This window comes from Dyadobacter alkalitolerans DSM 23607 (assembly GCF_000428845.1).
Lineage (GTDB): Bacteria > Bacteroidota > Bacteroidia > Cytophagales > Spirosomataceae > Dyadobacter > Dyadobacter alkalitolerans.
On the sequence record NZ_AUAS01000003.1, the window covers coordinates 482,893 to 501,479 of the forward strand.

Sequence of the window (18,587 nt, forward strand, 5' to 3'; positions counted from 1 at the left end):
CCGGCTTACTTTTCGCCGTAAGACAGATCGCCCGCATCGCCGAGTCCGGGAACAATGTACCAGTGCTCGTTGAGCTTCTGGTCGATTGCGCCTAGCCATAACCGGCAGTGCGGAATGCGTTTTTGCAGATATTCAACGCCTTCGGGACTGGCAATCACTGATGCAATGTGCGTTTGTGCGGGTATGCCGAAGCGGAGCAAAGCGTGATATACTTTCTCCATCGAGCGTCCCGTGGCAAGCATTGGATCTATTAATATTAATATTTTACCCGTCAGGTCCGGGCTGGTAATGTAGTCCATTTCAACCTCAAACTCCTCTTCCGCATTGATATGATGACCGCGGTAAGCGCCGATAAATGCATTATCCGCTTTGTCAAACATATTCAAAAAACCCTCGTGCAATGGCAATCCGGCACGCAGAATCGTGGCCAGGACAACAGGTTGTAGCAATGACCGGGACGACGCTTGTCCGAGAGGCGTCTCCACTTTTTCCGTTTTGAATGTGAGCGTTTTAGACAGTTCATAGGCCAGCAACTCTCCTATCCGCTCCAAATTACGCCGAAATCGCATCCTGTCTTTCTGCAAATTTACGTCACGCAATTCGGCCAGATAATGATCGGCGATGGAAGGTTTTTGGGAAAGTAAAAACATAGGAAGGACAGTTTTTTAAACTACTCCATGCAAGATAATACAAATTCATTGACGTAATTTGGAAGAGTTATTTGAAAAATCATCCGCAAACGGTGAATGGTGTGAACAGTAGATTTTTTTTGCCTATGGATCAAGGAATTATCCGGCTTTTCAAAATATTGATTTTATCACTGATATCCCTGTCATACGTACGTGCACAAAGTTCTTTTGTTCCTTTCAATGACGATTATTATCATTTAATTGATCGTTTGGAGATCAAAAGGGGCAAATTTACAGAAGGTTTTCATTCTAATGTCAAGCCCTTCGAGCGTAAAGCAATTGTTGCGTTAACAGACTCCATATTAAAGGAAGGGACGATAAACCTGACCGACCGCGACTGGGAAACCATCGATTATTTACGGGAAGATAGCTGGGAATGGACGAAAGGAATGATCGCTACGGATTCCCTGAAATATGATAAATTGGCCAGATTAGGCCTTTTCAAAGATCCGCCGCCGGGTAAGAAACGTAAATTTTTCAATCACCCCGCCGACCTTTACAGCATTCACAACAAAGATTTCGACCTGCATTTTAATTTTACTACGACGAACTTTATAGGCAGCGATAACAGCTACGGTAAAAACTTCGGCAAAAATGAGGATTCAACGCCAAACCAATTATGGGGAACCAGCCGTGGCGTTGAAATCCGGGGAATGATCAATGAAAAGCTGGGGTTCTATACATATGTTACAGATAGCCAGGGCCGTTATCCACGATACATGACTGATTTTAAGTCTTCGGAATACGGCTTTCCTGGCGAAGGGCTTGCTAAGACAACCCGCAACAATGGCATTGACTTCCTCACGGCCCGGGGTTACATTACTTTCAGGCCATTGAAGAGTATCAATGTTAAATTCGGCCACGATCATAACGTCTTCGGAAGCGGTTACCGGTCGCTTATATTATCTGATAACAGCAGTCCATATTTGTTTTTGAGGCTTGATACACAGCTTGGTAAGTTTCATTATACCAACTTGTACACCAGCATGATCAATTCATATAAAAATGCTAATGACGGATTGCTAAGAGGTAAAAAGTTTGCAGCAATCCACCATTTAAGCGTCAACTTAACGGATAAGATCAACATTGGCGTCTTCGAGGCAGAAGTCTTTAACCGCGATTCCGTAGGCGGCGGTTATGATCTGAATTATCTGAACCCTATCATCTTTTACCGGTATGTTGAATCTTACCTTGGAAGCCAGGACAATGCGCTTTTGGGTTTCGATTTTCGCTGGCTGGTTGCAAATAAGGCTTCCATTTACAGCCAGTTTGTACTCGATGAGTTTTTGACAAAATTCCTTTTCAACGGAAGCGGTTCCTGGACGAATAAATACAGTTTTCAGCTTGGGGGGAAGTATGTGGATGCTTTTGGAGTGCCTAACCTGGATTTGCAGGCAGAATATAATGTTGTGCGTCCCTACACTTACTCACACAAGGATGGCGGGGCCAATTACGTGCATTACGGACAATCATTAACACATCCGTTAGGCGCGAATTTCCGTGAATATCTGGGCATAATCCGCTATAAAGCTACTTCGCGACTGTCTTTTTACGGAACAGTCATGATGGCGAACCAAGGAAAAGATCCGGATGAAAACACAAACTTCGGCGGCGACATTACAAAGAGTTACGAGCTTAGGAATGGTGACCTGAAACAAAAGATCGGGCAGGGCATTAAAGCTTCCACTGCTTACACGGACTTGCGGGCAAGCTATTCCTTGGCACACAATTTATTTATTGACGGCCGTTTTCTCCAAAGAAGAATTAATTCTCCCGACGAATCAATAGCCGCCAAATCTACGGTTTGGTCTCTGGCACTGCGCTATAACATGGCATTCCGCCAGCAGACTTACTAGTAATCAACGACTTCCTTTATTCACACCGATAAATTTTATCAATAACCATAAGTAATATGGAAACGAACCCCCATGAACTTCGCGATCTGATCCGACTTGCTTTGCTGGAAGATATCGGAGACGGCGATCATTCTTCCCTCTCCTGCGTGCCCGAAAATGCGACCAAGCGCGCACAATTGCTCGTAAAGCAGGATGGAATTTTGGCGGGCGTTGAAGTTGCCCAGATCATATTTGACGAGACTGCCGCTGCCTATAATTATCCACCACTAAAAATAAATGTGTTACTTCTTGACGGAACTTACGTCAAAAGCAAGGATGTGGTATTTACGGTTGAAGGGAATGCAAGATTAATCCTGAAAGCTGAACGGCTGGTTCTCAACACAATGCAGCGCATGAGCGGCATTGCCACCTATGCCCGCCAAATGACAGATTTGATCAAAGACTTGCCCGTAAAGCTGCTCGACACCAGAAAAACGACACCTAATTTTCGGGTTTTTGAAAAATTAGCTGTAAAAATCGGCGGTGCGGTAAACCACAGGATGGGCTTGTACGACATGATCATGTTGAAAGACAATCATGTGGATTATGCAGGCGGCATTGAACCGGCCATTTTGCGCGCGAGTGCTTACAGGCAGGAACTCGGCAGAAACCTGAAAATTGAAATTGAAACCCGGAATCTCAATGAAGTCGACGAAGTGCTGCGTGTGGGGATGGTCGACATTATTATGCTGGATAATTTTTCGCTCGATGACTTGCGCGAGGCCGTAAAACGCATTGGCGGACGATATGAAACGGAAGCATCGGGAAATATTACTGAAAAAACATTGCGAGCCGTGGCGGAAACCGGAATTGACGGCATTTCCAGCGGTGCATTAACACACCAGGCAAGGAGTCTGGATTTGAGTTTAAAAGCCTTTTAACCTTTCACTAAAACCAAAAGCGTATGATTAAACTAAATACATTAACATACGCTTTTAGGTCAAAAATCCGGGATCGGGCGGTTCTGCCGTGCATTGTCCTTACGCTCATTTTTTTATTGAGTCCCAAAAACCTTTTTGCCCAGGAGCCGCCGCGCAGGGAGATTGACATTGATGCCTTCATCCAAAACCTAATCGCCGATCCTTCCGAAGACGCCGATTACAGCGAATTATATGAATCGCTTTTTGTCTTATATGCAGAGCCGCTGGACATAAACAAGGCCACCCGCGACGAACTGGCAGCGCTGATGCTGCTTTCGGAAACGCAGCTGAATTCTTTCTTTAAATACCGCGAGGAGCTCGGCCCGCTCATTTCCCTTTACGAACTACAAGCCATTCCTGATTTTGATCTGGCCGCCATTTATCGGTTACTGCCTTTTGTGACGGTCCATTCGCGCACATTGTCCCTGGCAGAGTCGCTGAAAAACCCTTCGCAACATTTCCTGATCGTCCGGTCCGGTAAATTGTTGGAAAAACAAAAAGGCTTCCTACCCGCCGATTCCGGTTCTGCGGCTCCAAGATATAACGGAAAACCAGTTTACGGATATTTGAAATACAGGAATTCCCGCGCCGGAGTTTACAGTTGCGGCTTCGCTATGGAGAAAGATGCGGGCGAAGTGTGGTGGAACTGGAATGCAAAACGCCAAATTCTCGGCTCAGATTTTTCCTCATTTCATGTACAGATTATGAACCAGGGCAAGATCAAAAACCTGATTATAGGCGATTATCAAATGCAGGCCGGTCAAGGACTTGTAATGGCCGCGGGATTTTCGCTGGGCAAAGGTGCAGAGGTCATCAGCTCCACATACAGAAGCACATTAGGTCTGAAACCTTACACATCCGTGTCGGAATCCAACTTTTTTCGCGGAGCCGCGGCGACTTTTGGCGTATCGAAGCATTTGGAGCTTACAACTTTTTATTCCTATGCCAAAAGGGATGCAACCATTAATGACGCCGCACACAATAATGAGCACATTGCCAGCTCTTTGCCTGTGACAGGTTATCATCGCACAGCCAGCGAGCGGGACAAGCATAATAATCTCTTAGAACAAAATATCGGCGCACATTGGCTTTACAAATTGCCTTCTAAGGCTGGCCAGCTTGGCCTGACACTGCTCAGTACAAGCTATGACATGAGACTGCAAAAGCGGAATGCGGCTTACAATCGCTATGAATTTTCCGGCAAAGACAATCTTGTTGTTGGCCTGCATGGTGATTACCGATGGCAAAACATTCATTTTTTCGGAGAAGCGGCGCGCTCGAAAAGCGGAGGTTACGGCGCCATTGCAGGCTTAGTAGCAGCATTTGGTAAAAAGTTAGATCTCAGCTTGCTAGGCCGTCATTACGACCGCGATTTTCACACATTTTACGGAAATGCCATTGCTGAATCCACGCGACCGATCAATGAAACGGGCGGTTATGCGGGCTTTCGATACGCGCCAAACCGCCGTTGGAAGCTGAGTGCCTACTATGATTATTTCAAATTTCCATGGCTGAAATATCTGGTCGATGCGCCTTCGAAAGGTTATGATTATTATTTCCACATTCTCTGGAAGCCTAACAAGCGCTTCAATGCTTATGCTTTATATCACCACAAGAAAAAACAGCGTAACTCGCCATCAGATAGCGACGGGCTCGTTTCCACAATCCGCAAAACGGCAACAATCACTGTTGAATATGAGAAACCACTTCGCTTATCGCTCAAAACGCGTTTGCAAAGCGGCAATCTGGCCTATATAAAGATTTCAAAATCAAATGGTTTTACCCTTTTACAAGACGTAAGCTGGCAATTTCCCAGGCTGGAACTGAGTGCCCGCCTGGCCTATTTCAAAACGGATGATTACGACAGCAGACAATATGTGTATGAAAAAGATATGCTTTACGCCTTCTCCATTCCCGCCTATTACGACGCCGGCACCCGGCATTATCTCATGGCGCGTTATGCTGTTTCCAAAAATATGAAGCTGTGGCTCAGGTGGTCACAAACGCGCTATGCTAAACTAGATAAAATCAGCTCCGGCCTAAATGAAATTCAGGGCGACAAACGCAGTGAGTTGAAGGCCCAGGTAATGTATCAGTTTTGATTAAATGTTTTTGATTGCCCGTAATTAATCCCAAAATTTGACCTCTTTTTCAAGATCCAATGCAAGACAACAAACTAGAAGCACTTAAAAAATATTTTGGTTACGACTCCTTCAGACCGCAGCAAGCCGAAATCATTGACACCGTCATGGCAGGCAAAGATTGCCTCGTCCTTATGCCAACCGGCGGCGGAAAATCAGTCTGTTTCCAGATTCCCGCCATACTTAAAGACGGCCTGACCATTGTTATCTCACCCCTGATCGCATTGATGAAGGATCAGGTGGAAGCATTGCGTGGGAACGGGGTGAATGCTGCATTTCTGAACTCGTCCCTGTCTGGCGCTGAGCAGGATAGCGTGATGTGGCAAGCCAAAACAGGCGAATTGAAATTGCTATACATTGCACCCGAACGCCTTTTTTCGGGAAATACATTTGATTTTTTACGCGAGTGGAATGTGAAGTTGTTTGCTGTGGACGAATCGCACTGTATTTCGTCCTGGGGCCACGATTTCCGCCCGGAATATCGCCAGCTGAACACTTTAAAAATGCGCTTTCCCGACATTCCGGTCATTGCATTAACAGCAACCGCCGACCGGGTAACACGCCGCGACATCCTGAAACAGCTGAACATTGAATCTGCAGAAACATTCATCGCCAGTTTTGACCGGCCGAACCTTAACCTGAGCGTGCTTCCGGGTAGAAAACGCATGCAGCAAATCCAGGAGTTTCTGAAAAAACACGAAGGACAAGCCGGCATCATTTACTGTCTGAGCCGTAAAGGGACCGAAACTGTTGCGGCGAGCCTGAAAAACGCCGGCTTCAAAGCCGAATATTATCACGCAGGATTAGCTCCCGATAAGCGGTCACGCGTGCAGGAACAGTTCCTGAAAGATGACATTCAGGTCATCGTAGCCACCATTGCATTTGGAATGGGGATTGATAAATCCAATGTGCGCTGGGTGATCCATTATAATTTGCCATCCAATGTGGAGAGCTTTTACCAGGAAATCGGGCGTGCCGGGCGCGACGGCTCTCCTTCGGACACCGTGCTTTTTTACAGCTTCCTGGATATCATTACCAGGCAAGATATGATCAACAATTCGGATCAGTCGGCGGAGCAGAAAGAGCTTTTGCACGCCAAACTGAACCGGATGAAGCAATATGCGGAAGCGGACATTTGCCGGAGGCGCATCTTACTCAGCTATTTCAATGAAGCTGTGGATTACGACTGCGGAAACTGCGACGTGTGCCGAAACCCAAGAACGCGGTTCGATGCCACCGTTATCGCCCAGAAAGCCCTTTCCGGCATTGCCCGCACCGACCAGAAAATAGCGATGGGGATGCTGATCGATATTTTGCGGGGCAGCCGCAACCGCAACATTTTGCAACACGGCTACGACCGGCTTCCCACCTTTGGCGTCGGGAATGAGCTTCGCGGGGAAGAATGGGCGGAATACATTGGCCAGCTGCTCAACTCCGGCGTGATGGACATTGCGTACGACGAAGCACATTCATTCAAGCTAAATCCGGTCAGCAAGCAGGTTTTGAAAGGCAAACGCAAGGTGGAGCTCGTGAAATTCATTCCAATCTCCGAACGCAAAGCCAAGGAAGAAGCGCTGGTTCCGAAAGAAAAACCGAAGCAGGAAATCATTCGCGATGCATTGTTCGAACGCCTGCGCATACTAAGAAAGCAAATGGCCGACGCGCTGGGCGTTCCGCCTTATGTCGTTTTCAGCGACGCGACGCTTTCAGAGATGGCGCAGAAAAAGCCAATTTCTGAGGCGCAGATGAAAGCCGTTTCAGGGATTGGTGCAGAGAAATTCCGTCGTTATGGCGAAACATTCATTAACGAAATTCTGGCCTTTGCAAGGGAAAATACGAAGCCCGGAACACGCGTGGTAAAGGGAATGACCTATGTAGAAACGCTGGATTTGTATCTGGAAGGTTACTCTTTAAAAATAATTGCAGAAAAACGTGATCTTAGTACAGTCACCATTATTTCGCATTTAATTAAGCTAAAAGAAGACGGGCACAATATTGATTTGCGATCACTCATTGATAATCAGGCATATAATACGATAATCCAAGCTGCACAAGAAATTCAGGTTGGAAAAAATGATCCGCTCAAACCCCTTTTCGAGCTGCTTAATGAGCAATTCGACTACGGACAGATCCGGCTCGCACTTGCACTTTTCGAGGAATCACGGAATTAAGTTTTATATTTACATCATTATACTATTAATGCCATGTCAAGACAAAATATACTATCCGGTTCTCCCTGGGAAGACAAAATGGGATACTGCCGCGCGGTGCGCATTGGTAACATTATAGAAGTTGCCGGCACTGTTGCCATTGTTGATGGAGAAAAGGTAAAGGCAGATGATGCTTTTGCCCAGACGAATAACATTATTGAAAGAATCGAAAAGGTTTTGCAGGAGGCCGGAGCCAGTTTAAATGATGTTGTTCGCACACGCATTTTTACAACTGACATAAGCCTGTTTGACGAGATCGCAAGAGCGCACGGCGCTTTTTTCAGGGATATCAAGCCTGTTACGGGGCTTTACGAGATCAGCAAACTCGTTGCGCCGGAATATTTAATTGAAATAGAGTTCACGGCCATTGTGTCGTAATATATTGAAATAGTTAAAAAAGGCCTTTGCATAATCATAAGGCACTTTTTTGTACTAAAATAATTTTTTAACGGTTACAACCATCTGGAGCGGAAATTGCTCTTTGTGTAGTAGTTGTCTGAAAAGGACCCTTAAAAAATAGACATCTTAATTATGAAAAATAAACATACGTTGCTCATAGCCACCTTTTTACTAGGACTTTGTGTATTACAAAAAGAGGCACGTTACAAAGCAATGACGGGTGGGAATGTGGAAAAAATGTACAATATTCCCTCAATAGATAGAAGTGGTGAACTGGCAAACCAGGAATTATCCAAATCACGCCAGGCGCAGGAAGTGACTATTCTGTCAAAATCCGATTTATTTGATTTTACTTCCTTAGATAGTTCTTCGCAGTCGGTGAGTTCGGTAAAATTGATGAACAACAGCCTGCTTAACATTTCGTCGGGAACGAAACTGCTTAATAATTAAAGACACTATGGGCGCTTAACTAAAAAGGCCCATAATGTCTTCCTGACTAAGTTTTTTGATAAAGCCAGATTCCCCGCCAACCAGGTCTTCCGCGAGATCTTGCTTCCGCTGCTGAAGCAAAAGAATTTTCTCTTCAATCGTATCCTTGCAAATCATTTTATAGGCAAACACTTTGCGCGTCTGGCCTATCCGGTGCGTCCGGTCAATGGCTTGCCTTTCTACCGCCGGGTTCCACCAGGGATCCACAAGATAAACGTAATCCGCTTCCGTGAGATTAAGGCCCACACCGCCTGCTTTTAAGCTCATCAGGAATACCCGGCAAGTCTGATCATTCTGGAAACGGTTCACGCGACCCGCGCGATCGACGGTTTGTCCATCCAGATATTCATAAGGAATGTTCACTTTTTCCAAATGCTGCCGGATCAGATCCAGCATTCCAAGAAACTGGCTAAAAATCAAAATTTTATGATTCGAAGCATTTTCCTCGATCTCCCTTACAATTTCTTCAAGCTTAGCCGATTCGTTGCCGAAATCTTCGTCACCGGACAAGATCGAAGGTGAATCGCAAATCTGTCTTAATTTCAACAATGCTTCCAGAATCAGGAAACTGCTTTTATTAAGCCCTTCCGTGGCCAGTTTTTCGGCAATTTCCAGTCTGTATTTCTCGCGGAATGTATCGTATACTTTTCGCTGCTTCTGTCCCATTTCACAAAACAGAATGGTTTCCGTCTTGTCAGGTAAATCCGTCGCAACCTCCTCCTTCGTGCGTTTCAGCATGAATGGATACACGAGCTTACGCAATTCAGCAGCTTTCTCTTTATCCTGATATTTGTCGATTGGCGTCGCGTATTCGCTACGGAAAAAGTCTGCATGGCCCAGCATGCCCGGATTCAGGAATTCAAATTGGGAATAAAGGTCAAATGTATTGTTCTCCACCGGCGTTCCCGTCATCGTCAGACGATTCTTGGCGTGCAGCAGTCTGGAAGCCTTCGAGGTCAGCGAATCCGGGTTTTTGATAGCCTGCGCTTCATCCAGGACAATGTAATTAAAATCGAATTTCCGAAGCAGCTCCACATCACTGCGCATAGTGCCGTAAGTGGTGAGGATAATGTCGTATTCACGGAAAATATCAATGTCTTTCCGGCGCGCCATGCCTCTGTGCACGTAAAGGCTTAGGTCAGGTGTAAATTTCGAGGCTTCTGCCTGCCAGTTGAAAATGAGCGTAGTAGGGACTACGACGAGATTCGTATTATGCGGATTAAGGTTTTTCTGCTGTTGCAGGAAGGTCAGCATTTGCAGGGTTTTTCCCAAACCCATATCATCCGCAAGGCAACCACCCCAACCAAATTCATCCAGAAAATGGATCCATTTATAACCCTCTTCCTGATATTGCCGCAATGTCGCATTCACATTTTCCGGCAATGCAACATTAGGGATTTGCTTGAAATTGAGGAGTTTTTGTTTCTTCTCATGAAGTTCCCGGAACACCTCTTCATTATCCGTTTCCGAAACAAGTTCGTCGATAAGTGAAAAGTGGATTTTCGACAAATGGATTTTATCTCCGTTCACCCTACCGAATTGCAGCAATGGTTCCAGCTTGCTGATCCATTCGTCGGGCAAGACACCCAGCGAACCGTCCTGTAACTGAACGTAATTCTGCTTTTTCAACAATGCTTTTTTCGCATCCGCCAGGGAAACCCGCTGGTCGCCGAATGTGATTTCCACCGTCATATCAAACCAGTCGATCCCCGAGGAAGCATTCACTTTCACGGTTCCGCGATTCGGGTTGAAGCGCATTTTTTTCAGGTCTTTGAAACCCAAAAGCTCGTATTTTTTTTTGCCGACTGCCTCTACGAAGCTAAAAAGCCATCCGCCTTTCATCACCTGATCCAGGGGAACATAGAAAAACGGCTGGCCGGTTTGGTTCGCAAAAGCCGGGCTCAAGGATTTCAACCATTCCCATACTGCATTTTCAGCAGGCAGGTCACGTTCCAGCATGGTAATCTTATTGTCTTCGAAGCCGGTTTTGCTCCGACGCTGGTCGTGCATGAAGACAACCTCGGAGCCTTCCTCGTTTTCGTCCTGATAAACAAAATTGGGAACGATCAACAGGTTAGCATCGTCTTCTTTCAGATAAATCCTTGGCTTTCTAAAAGCTAAAGGACGGGATAGCACCTCGTGCCGCGTCTGAAAAATAACATCGAACTGCTCGGCAACCGGAATGATCCAATCCCGCAGAAATTCTTCCGAAAACTCCTTCCTAACCCTGATTTTATATCCAGTCTGACCCAGGTAAGCGACCATTTCGGCCTCGCTGATGCCAGCCCACCGGAAAAGTGTCTTTTCATTATGAATGCCCAGCCAGAAACTATCCAGGGAAACCACTTTTTGTAGTTCCAAAGGACTTCCAGCTTTCAGTTCAACGTATGGATTTAATGTGATAAACTCTTTATCCTCAGTAAGAACAAAGAAAAGCTTCACGGGCTCGCGATGTAGTTCCAGCTGCGTAAGCTGGTTGTTACTTGTTACATAATCGCCGTCCGCCAGATAAATGCGCTCGGCATCCAGGTCGTTAAAAATCCTGTTCAGGTTCTTCCCAACGTAGTTCCTGGCTTCATAACGCTGCTCCGAACTCACGTCATCAAAATGCAGATATGCATTGTAAGCCCAGCCCTGCTTGCGGATAAATTTTTGCAAACCTTCTTCCCAATGCTTCGCGATGCGAACGAGGCGTGCGTCGGCGTCTGTTAAAACAGGGATTTCGTCCGCGGAATAGTAATGGCTCGAACCGCCTGCAATGTTCTTAATGTTGGTAATCTTCTCCGATTTGGAGCTGTATTTAACCGAAAAAACACCGAAACCAATGTCCAGCAAATGATTTTTTCCTTTTGGCCAAAAAACAAAAATAGAGATCCGGTCCTCATCCTCCTGCTGACTATCCGACGACACACTAAAAGAAACGTTCTGCGCGGGCAAAATGCGGTCCCTTAATGTTTGCCAATCCTGGTAAGGACCCACTTTCTGCAATGCCGGATCGGCTTTAATCAGATATAGGCCGCCTTCTTCATCGAGTTTGAATTCAAACTTCCCCTTAATGTCGTCTTCCAGCGAATAGCCGTATTCCTCCAGCAGATTATTTTTTTCAACTGTAAGATCACGCATGACTTCGAATGCGCGATGGCCGAGCTCCTCCCGCAGTTTGAGCAACGCAGCCAGCTTGTGCTGACACAAGGGGACCCACAGTTGCTGATTGCAAGTGCAGGAAGTATGGATCTGCTTGGTGCTCTTGATCCGCTGAAAATCAACTGTGAAGTCCTGTTCATTTTCGCGCACAATGCATTGAGCTTCACCTTCTTTGGCCGAAACAATGATGACATTCTGGATCGATTCCCTGTTTTTCCAGGTATCTTCCAGGACCAGATTTCTTAGTTGAAGTTCCTTAATCTCTGCCAGCTCGATCACCGTGCTGCTCATTTCATGAACAACCTGCTTGATGGTCGGCATCTTATCGAGAATGTACAGAATGCTGGCCACGCGGTGCTTGCAAAGGCCATTTTTATCCGGGCAAGAACACTCGGTGGTGATCTGCGGCGTAAGAAAATCCCGGATGTATATTTGGTAAAATTGAATAGAATAGTCGCTCTTGACCTTAAATTCGGCATTACCCGGACCATTGTAGTCAAGCTTGGAAACCTTTAATCCCCCGCTGCTATAAATGGAACGCCCTCTTGACAATACATCCTTCTCCGTCCGTCTTAATAAGAAGTTGGATAATTTCTCCTTCTTTTCGTTTTCCATTTACCCTGCTGCCATTTAAAATGCAAAAGTACGGTATGTTTCTCTTTTATAGAAATGAAGAGAAAATATATGGAAAATCTGAATTTCCGCTATTTAATATAAGGCTGGTCGATCACGCCAATGTGGCCCGATTTGGTGAGCATAGTCACAAAGTCCTGAATCTGCTTCCCGACATTGGGATATAGCAATTTTTTATCCAGTTCATGGATAGGAAGCCAAACCATTTCCTCGGCAGTTGTATGGACCGGGTTCAACTTTGGATCTCCTGTGATTTTGGTATGAAAAACCATGTGCAGGGTTTCTTTTTCGATCTCTTTCCAGATCACTTCCCCGCAGATCACCATTTCGTTGATATCCGACATAACGCCCAATTCCTCATTCAATTCGCGGTCAAGTGCGGCTTGGAGACTTTCGCCGGGATCAGGATTGCCGCCGGGCAATGCATAAACCTCCTGATCGCCATAGCAATAGCGTAAAGTGAGCACGCGCTCATCTTGTAAAATAATGGCAGAAGGACGAACATTCATGGGTCTGGGAGTTGGTGTGCAGGGGATAATATAGCCCTATTATTCCTGCAAAACCATTTTTTCAATCAAAAGCATAAAAATATGGATCACCTTAATGTGGATTTCCTGAATGCGGTCCGCATAGCCAAAGTGTGGGACACGAATTTCAATGTCGGCGGCTCCGGCCAGTTTACCGCCGTCTTTTCCTGACATAATGATCACTTTCATGCCCTTCGCACGCGCTGCTTCGGTGGCTTTGATAATGTTCGCAGAATTCCCGCTGGTGCTGAGTCCGAAAAGCACATCGCCGGGTTGTCCCAAGCCTTCAATAAACCTTGAAAACACGTATTCGTAACCATAATCATTGCTTACGCAACTCAAATGGCTTACGTCGGAAATGGCTATGGCCGGCAATGAACGGCGGTTATCACGGTAACGGCCTGTTAGTTCTTCCGCAAAATGCATAGCGTCACAATGTGAGCCACCGTTTCCGCAGGAAATAATCTTTCCGTTTGCCAAAATCGCATCGGCCATTAACCGCGCCGCTTTTTCTATTTTTTCAATTTGGATGGGGTCATTCAAAAACTGATCTAAGACCGCTTGCGCTTCTTTTAATTCCTGGCTAATAATGCTGGCGTAATCCATTTATATTAAGATTTTTAAATTTTTATCGCTTTCAAAACGTGGGTTTTCCGTCCCGGTCCTCTGTGTCGCTGCACTTCAAAACCCGCTGCCCTCAACGCACGTTTCACAATTCCTTTAGAAGAATATGTTACCAATACGCCGCCTTGCCGGGTTTGGGCTGCTACTTGTGAAAATATTTCTGCTGTCCACAATTCCGGCTGCGCTCTCGGATCAAAGGCATCGTAGTAAATAACATCAAATTTTTCGGTTGACTTAAAATTTTCGAGCCGGGAATGTTCTTTCCGCAGTGTAAAATTTTCGGAAAGCGGGCAATCGGCGGACCAGAGGCAGTCGTGCAGGTCCATAAAGCCGGAGTAGCCGGTTAATGCGGCATAATTCAAAGAAAAAGCCTCGTCCCGCGTAACGGGAAAGGCTTCTACTGCGACGTAATAAATATTTTTATTGAGCAAGTCGGCCAGTTTCCAGGTCAGGAAAGCATTTAATCCTGTTCCAAAACCCATTTCAAAAACATAAACCGTAGATTCCGACTCTTCAAGGATCGGACGCAAACCGAGATTAACATAAATGTGCTCTGCTTCGACCAGCGCACCTTGTAATGAATGATATTGCTGATTGTACTGTGGACTATACAGCGAATGTGAACCGTCTTCGGTTACGATGAGGCGTTCCAAGTTAAGCCGCGTATTTAATTGAATTTGGCTTAAAAGTAAACTAAATCATTCTTTTGAGGGTAATTTGGGTAAAGAAAATATCTCCCTTCCGTTTTACCAGCAAATCAATGTTCCGCCCGTCGCCACGCTGTAAGAGCTTATAAATCTCACTGACATTCAAGTCCGTAGCCGCATGATCATCGATAAACAAAAGCTGATCGCCTTCCAAAAGCCCCGCTTTACGAGCCGGTGAATCGTCGGCAATGTGGTTGACAATGTAAGAACGCAGGTCGATGCCTTCCGCACGGATCTCCATTCCGCTCATATCATGTTCAAATTTCTCACGCAAACGGCTTTTAACCGGTTTGAGCACCATATAGCTCTGCGAATAGTTCATTGTTACCTTAAAACGGCGCAGCAGTTCACACCCAATATTTCCCTGCCGCGACTGCCCGGCGCGCAATTTGGAACCAAATGCAATGCTGTCTGGAAACGACGCCACAATGTTGTCCATCGTAAAACGGCCCAGCCGCAGCCGGTCTATCCTGCCGAGATTGCCATTAATCACCCCATTCAGACCACGTCCCAACTGCGCCCGTATGACCTTTTCGGGAAGCCTGAATGATTCTTTCGGCGTGTTATTGAGCAGCAATGCATGTCCGGCTCCCGTATCAATCAAAACCCGGATCGGGTGCTCGCGGCCGTCGGCAAAAAGGGTTACCGCATCTGTAAATGGCTTGGTATCCTCAATGATCAGCGGGTGCTTGTCGCCTTTTCTTGTCCTATAACGATATTTATCGGGGCGCATTAATATCAGTTCTTTCTTCGAAAAGTCGATGGTGACCACAAAGTTGTTGAAGATTTCGTAGCCAAAAATGCCATGCACAGGCACGCCGACATATTCTGAAAGTCTTAAAAAATCATCTTCCAAAACGACAATGTTCTGGTGATTGGCTTTGAGGCGGCCCATAGAAAACCGGTTATCGATCGCAACATGCGCGGAAATGCTGTTGCCTTCGCCGGCGCCGGTGAGGTTTACTTTCCTGGTCAGGCGCAGCTTGTCCGGTTTGAGAATGTGGGGGTCTGTGATAATGATGGAACTTACTCCCGTGTCCAGAATAAAGCGGAGGGAGTCGGTGTCGTTAATTTTTGCATACAAAAGGATCAGGTTTGAATGCAGCTCAAAAGGGATGCGGGTGGATTTGTGATTTTTATCCAAAAAGTAGCCATACTTCTCCTCGGAAACGGGGGGCACATCTTCTGATTTAGCAAATGCTATGCTGCTCGTAAAAAGTATGATCGCTACAAATAACCACTTAGACGTTTTCATCGTGGCCTCCTTTCTTTAAAATGCTAAGTTCTGAACTCCGGTAGAAACATTATAGAACACGTTGATTATAAATGGCTTAACTCTGTCTTTATTATCCTCGGTGAACAGTAAGTGCCGAAAACGGCACGATCGGTTATCTAAGTAAAATTAATGCATTTTATCTCAATTAAACACAAAAAATTCTTTATATGTGCAAAGTTTCTGACATTTTTCAGAACATTTATAGATAATAATGTAAATGAGGAAATTATGGTAATTTTGTTGCGTTAAAAGGCGTTTTTCACAATAAAAATTTTCTCATGCGAAAAAAAATTGTTGCAGGTAACTGGAAGATGAACAAAGTTCTGGATGAAGCAGTTGCGCTGACTTCCGAACTCGTTAATATGGCGAATGATGAGGTTCAAAGTGATGTAAAAGTGATCCTTTGCCCTCCTTCCATTTATCTTACTACTATCAAAAAATATCTGGAGAGCGCCCCGAATTTTGCCCTGGCTGCACAAAACTGTTCAGACAAGGTCTCGGGTGCATATACGGGAGAGATTTCGGCACAAATGCTGCAATCGATCGGCGTGGAATATGTGTTGATCGGGCACAGCGAGCGCCGTCAGTATTTTAATGAAAACAATGCGCTTCTGGCTGAAAAAGTGAATACGGCGCTTGCAAATGGCGTTTCACCGATTTTCTGCTGCGGTGAATCGCTGGATCAGCGTCAGAATGAAGATTATATCGGATTTGTAAAAAACCAGATCACAGAAAGCCTTTTCCACCTTTCGGAAGAACAGTTGCTTTCGGTTGTGATCGCTTACGAGCCGATCTGGGCGATCGGAACGGGCTTAACTGCTTCGGCGGAGCAGGCGCAGGAAATGCATGCGGCTTTGCGTCAGCACATTGCGTCTAAATATGGCGCGGCTGTTGCGGAAGAAATTTCGATCCTGTACGGTGGAAGTGTTACAGCAGCAAGCGCTCCCGAATTATTCAGCTCCCCGGACATCGACGGCGGCCTGGTAGGTGGCGCATCCTTGAAATCCAGGGAGTTTACAAACATTATCAAGGCGAGATAAGCACGTTACATTTGGGTAACCACAAATTCTACCCGTCTGTTTTTGCTGCGTTCGACTTCGGAGGTGCCTTTTGCCAATGGCCGGGTGCCTCCGTAGCCTTTCGCCTCGATCCGGTCGGCAGCGATGCCTTTTTCAATTAAATATCGCCGAACCGATTCTGCTCTTTTTCGGGACAGGTCCAGGTTTTTGTCAAAGTCCCCCACATTATCCGTGTGTCCCTCAACCCGGATTTTCATACTCTCGCTTTCTTTCAGCAAATCCACGAGCGTATTCAGCTCTTCGTATGATTCGGGCAGCAGGTCCACTTTTGAGGTTTCAAAATACACATTCGGCAAGCTGATCGTCTCGCCTACTGCCATTTTCCCCGCTTTCATTTTTTCCAAACCACTTTTTGGCTGTTCCACCGCAACCGGCTCTTCGGCTGGCTCCTGTTTCTCTACCACTTTTGGCTTTGGTGCGGGCTGAACGGGCTTTTTAACTGGCTTTTCTACTTTTGCAGCTGCCTGCGGCGCTTTCACTCCCTTTTTCAGCGGGTTTTTAATGTGGATGCCGTAAAAATTCCACGACTGGCTTCCACCCGTGCTACGCCCCTCATAAAAGTCAAAAACCTCAATTCCAGGATCCAGTCGCTCAAAATAAGCCACGAAATTGACGGTGTCGCCGGGCATAATCTCTTTTGATCCCGAAGTAGGAATGTTGTCCGCTTTGATAAACTTGAACTTTATACCTATTTCTCCGGGCTTGTAAAGCCGGGTTTCCGGATCGAGCCAGATGGCACCGGCATTAGGCTGCTGAAATTGCTGCTGCTGTTTCCTGGGAATAGGGAATGGAAGATTGCGCGGCTGGACCTGCATTGCCTTTTTTTCAACAAACTGAAAATGGATAATGGTCTGCTGATCTGTAAGTTCTACACGCCTGATCGTCACATATGGCACAGACTGCTCCTCAACTTTGGGGTTATTTGTGATTTGTCCAAAACCAGGACTGAATGAAAATACAATGGCAACTGCTCCTGCCAAAAGCACTTTGAAATTCATGACATTACTTTTTTAACTTTTTGAAACTAACTGCAAGAACGTCCTAACATTCCTGATAGTTTGTTAAAATTTGTTAAACAATGAAACTTATTGATTGTCAGAAATAAAGGCAGACCAAAATTGCGGATCATAACGCTCCCAGGCATGGCATCCGAAAGGCAGTTTGTGCTGCGTGATCTCATATGTTGCAGCCGGGCTTTTTTCAAATGCAAAACCCAACGCCTCATGCCAGGAAGGTAGTTTAAGAAACAATTTCATAGGAATTAACCGCGTTGCTTCCTGCGAAAAAAGCATATCCTCATTCCCTACCCAAGCCGGATAAACTGCATTATAAATCTTCAAATAGCGAATAATAGCCGGAATGCGCCTTAATGATAATCCACCATTGAACACAACGCGGTGCGTGGAAAGCGCATCGGCAAATTGCTGATAAGCCCCTGCTCCCAGTGCGTCAAGCGCAGGCATATGCAGCGAGGGGGCTCCTACATAATCAAAACCTTTTGCACACCATGCCAAAAGTGAATCCTGAAAAACGTAAGCGTCTAGCTGATAGATCAGTATGTATTCGTAGGCAAGAAATGTTTTGTAAAAATCAATGGAGATCATCAACCGGTTGTAGGCTGCAATGTCTTTGAAGAATGCATCCTCGAAACTAACAAGCTCAATGTTTGGGTAAGCGCCCGTTACAGCGCTCAAATCCAGGCTTGCCGGTTTGACGATTTTGATAGGATAATTTCCCAAAACCTTCATGCATTGCTTCAATGACAGTTTTTCATTCTCATTCATCACCGATTTATAAACCGGGATAACAACTGCAACGGAAGATTTTGATTTGCTTGATTTCACTATAACCGGA

The 18,587-nt window shown here is 45.7% G+C and carries 15 protein-coding genes; 7 read left to right on the top strand and 8 right to left on the bottom strand.

Going from position 1 to position 18,587, the window contains the following annotated elements:
• Positions 1 to 5: 5 nt before the first annotated feature.
• Positions 6 to 650, bottom strand: a complete 645-nt coding sequence (gene upp / locus G395_RS0108055) for a uracil phosphoribosyltransferase (RefSeq protein WP_026629584.1) — start codon at positions 648 to 650, stop codon at positions 6 to 8.
• Positions 651 to 775: 125 nt separating this feature from the next.
• On the opposite strand from upp, the gene G395_RS0108060 reads away from it, so the two are divergent.
• The 6 genes from G395_RS0108060 to G395_RS0108085 all read left to right on the top strand — a co-directional run bounded on the left by G395_RS0108060 (position 776) and on the right by G395_RS0108085 (position 8,704).
• Entirely contained in the window at positions 776 to 2,545 is a 1,770-nt protein-coding gene (locus G395_RS0108060) for a hypothetical protein (RefSeq protein WP_026629585.1), read from the top strand.
• Positions 2,546 to 2,601: 56 nt separating this feature from the next.
• The gene (gene nadC, locus G395_RS0108065) at positions 2,602 to 3,465 is read left to right on the top strand and encodes a carboxylating nicotinate-nucleotide diphosphorylase (protein WP_026629586.1); all 864 of its coding nucleotides are present in this window, start codon (positions 2,602 to 2,604) and stop codon (positions 3,463 to 3,465) included.
• A gap of 23 nt (positions 3,466 to 3,488) precedes the next feature.
• On the top strand, positions 3,489 to 5,606 hold the full coding sequence (locus G395_RS0108070) for a helix-hairpin-helix domain-containing protein (RefSeq protein ID WP_051350058.1): 2,118 nt from the start codon (positions 3,489 to 3,491) through the stop codon (positions 5,604 to 5,606).
• A 59-nt stretch (positions 5,607 to 5,665) separates the two neighbouring features.
• A complete protein-coding gene (gene recQ / locus G395_RS0108075) occupies positions 5,666 to 7,816 on the top strand; it encodes a DNA helicase RecQ (protein WP_026629588.1) in 2,151 nt (716 codons plus the stop codon).
• Between the two features lie 33 nt (positions 7,817 to 7,849).
• A complete protein-coding gene (locus G395_RS0108080; RefSeq protein WP_026629589.1) occupies positions 7,850 to 8,233 on the top strand; it encodes a RidA family protein in 384 nt (127 codons plus the stop codon).
• Positions 8,234 to 8,386: 153 nt separating this feature from the next.
• Positions 8,387 to 8,704, top strand: coding sequence for a hypothetical protein (locus tag G395_RS0108085; protein ID WP_157486617.1), 318 nt, complete (start codon positions 8,387 to 8,389; stop codon positions 8,702 to 8,704).
• A gap of 15 nt (positions 8,705 to 8,719) precedes the next feature.
• Here the strand turns inward: G395_RS0108085 and G395_RS0108090 are convergent, their stop codons facing one another.
• The 5 genes from G395_RS0108090 to G395_RS0108110 all read right to left on the bottom strand — a co-directional run bounded on the left by G395_RS0108090 (position 8,720) and on the right by G395_RS0108110 (position 15,633).
• The gene (locus tag G395_RS0108090) at positions 8,720 to 12,502 is read right to left on the bottom strand and encodes a DEAD/DEAH box helicase (RefSeq protein WP_026629591.1); all 3,783 of its coding nucleotides are present in this window, start codon (positions 12,500 to 12,502) and stop codon (positions 8,720 to 8,722) included.
• A gap of 89 nt (positions 12,503 to 12,591) precedes the next feature.
• Entirely contained in the window at positions 12,592 to 13,029 is a 438-nt protein-coding gene (locus tag G395_RS0108095; RefSeq protein ID WP_026629592.1) for an NUDIX domain-containing protein, read from the bottom strand.
• Between the two features lie 39 nt (positions 13,030 to 13,068).
• Entirely contained in the window at positions 13,069 to 13,653 is a 585-nt protein-coding gene (gene lpcA, locus G395_RS0108100; RefSeq protein ID WP_026629593.1) for a D-sedoheptulose 7-phosphate isomerase, read from the bottom strand.
• Positions 13,654 to 13,667: 14 nt separating this feature from the next.
• Positions 13,668 to 14,324, bottom strand: coding sequence for a tRNA (5-methylaminomethyl-2-thiouridine)(34)-methyltransferase MnmC2 (gene mnmC2, locus G395_RS0108105; protein ID WP_026629594.1), 657 nt, complete (start codon positions 14,322 to 14,324; stop codon positions 13,668 to 13,670).
• A 40-nt stretch (positions 14,325 to 14,364) separates the two neighbouring features.
• Complete coding sequence (locus G395_RS0108110; protein ID WP_026629595.1) at positions 14,365 to 15,633, bottom strand: aspartyl protease family protein; 1,269 nt, start codon at positions 15,631 to 15,633, stop codon at positions 14,365 to 14,367.
• 299 nt (positions 15,634 to 15,932) lie between these two features.
• Here G395_RS0108110 and tpiA point away from each other — a divergent pair, with 299 nt between their 5' ends.
• Positions 15,933 to 16,694 (top strand): triose-phosphate isomerase, encoded by a 762-nt coding sequence (tpiA, locus tag G395_RS0108115; RefSeq protein ID WP_026629596.1) that lies wholly within the window; start codon positions 15,933 to 15,935, stop codon positions 16,692 to 16,694.
• Between the two features lie 5 nt (positions 16,695 to 16,699).
• Here the strand turns inward: tpiA and G395_RS0108120 are convergent, their stop codons facing one another.
• Together G395_RS0108120 and G395_RS0108125 are read right to left on the bottom strand one after the other, a co-directional pair.
• Positions 16,700 to 17,731, bottom strand: a complete 1,032-nt coding sequence (locus G395_RS0108120) for an OmpA family protein (protein WP_026629597.1) — start codon at positions 17,729 to 17,731, stop codon at positions 16,700 to 16,702.
• 87 nt (positions 17,732 to 17,818) lie between these two features.
• Positions 17,819 to 18,577, bottom strand: coding sequence for a DUF5672 family protein (locus G395_RS0108125; RefSeq protein ID WP_026629598.1), 759 nt, complete (start codon positions 18,575 to 18,577; stop codon positions 17,819 to 17,821).
• Positions 18,578 to 18,587 lie beyond the last annotated feature (10 nt).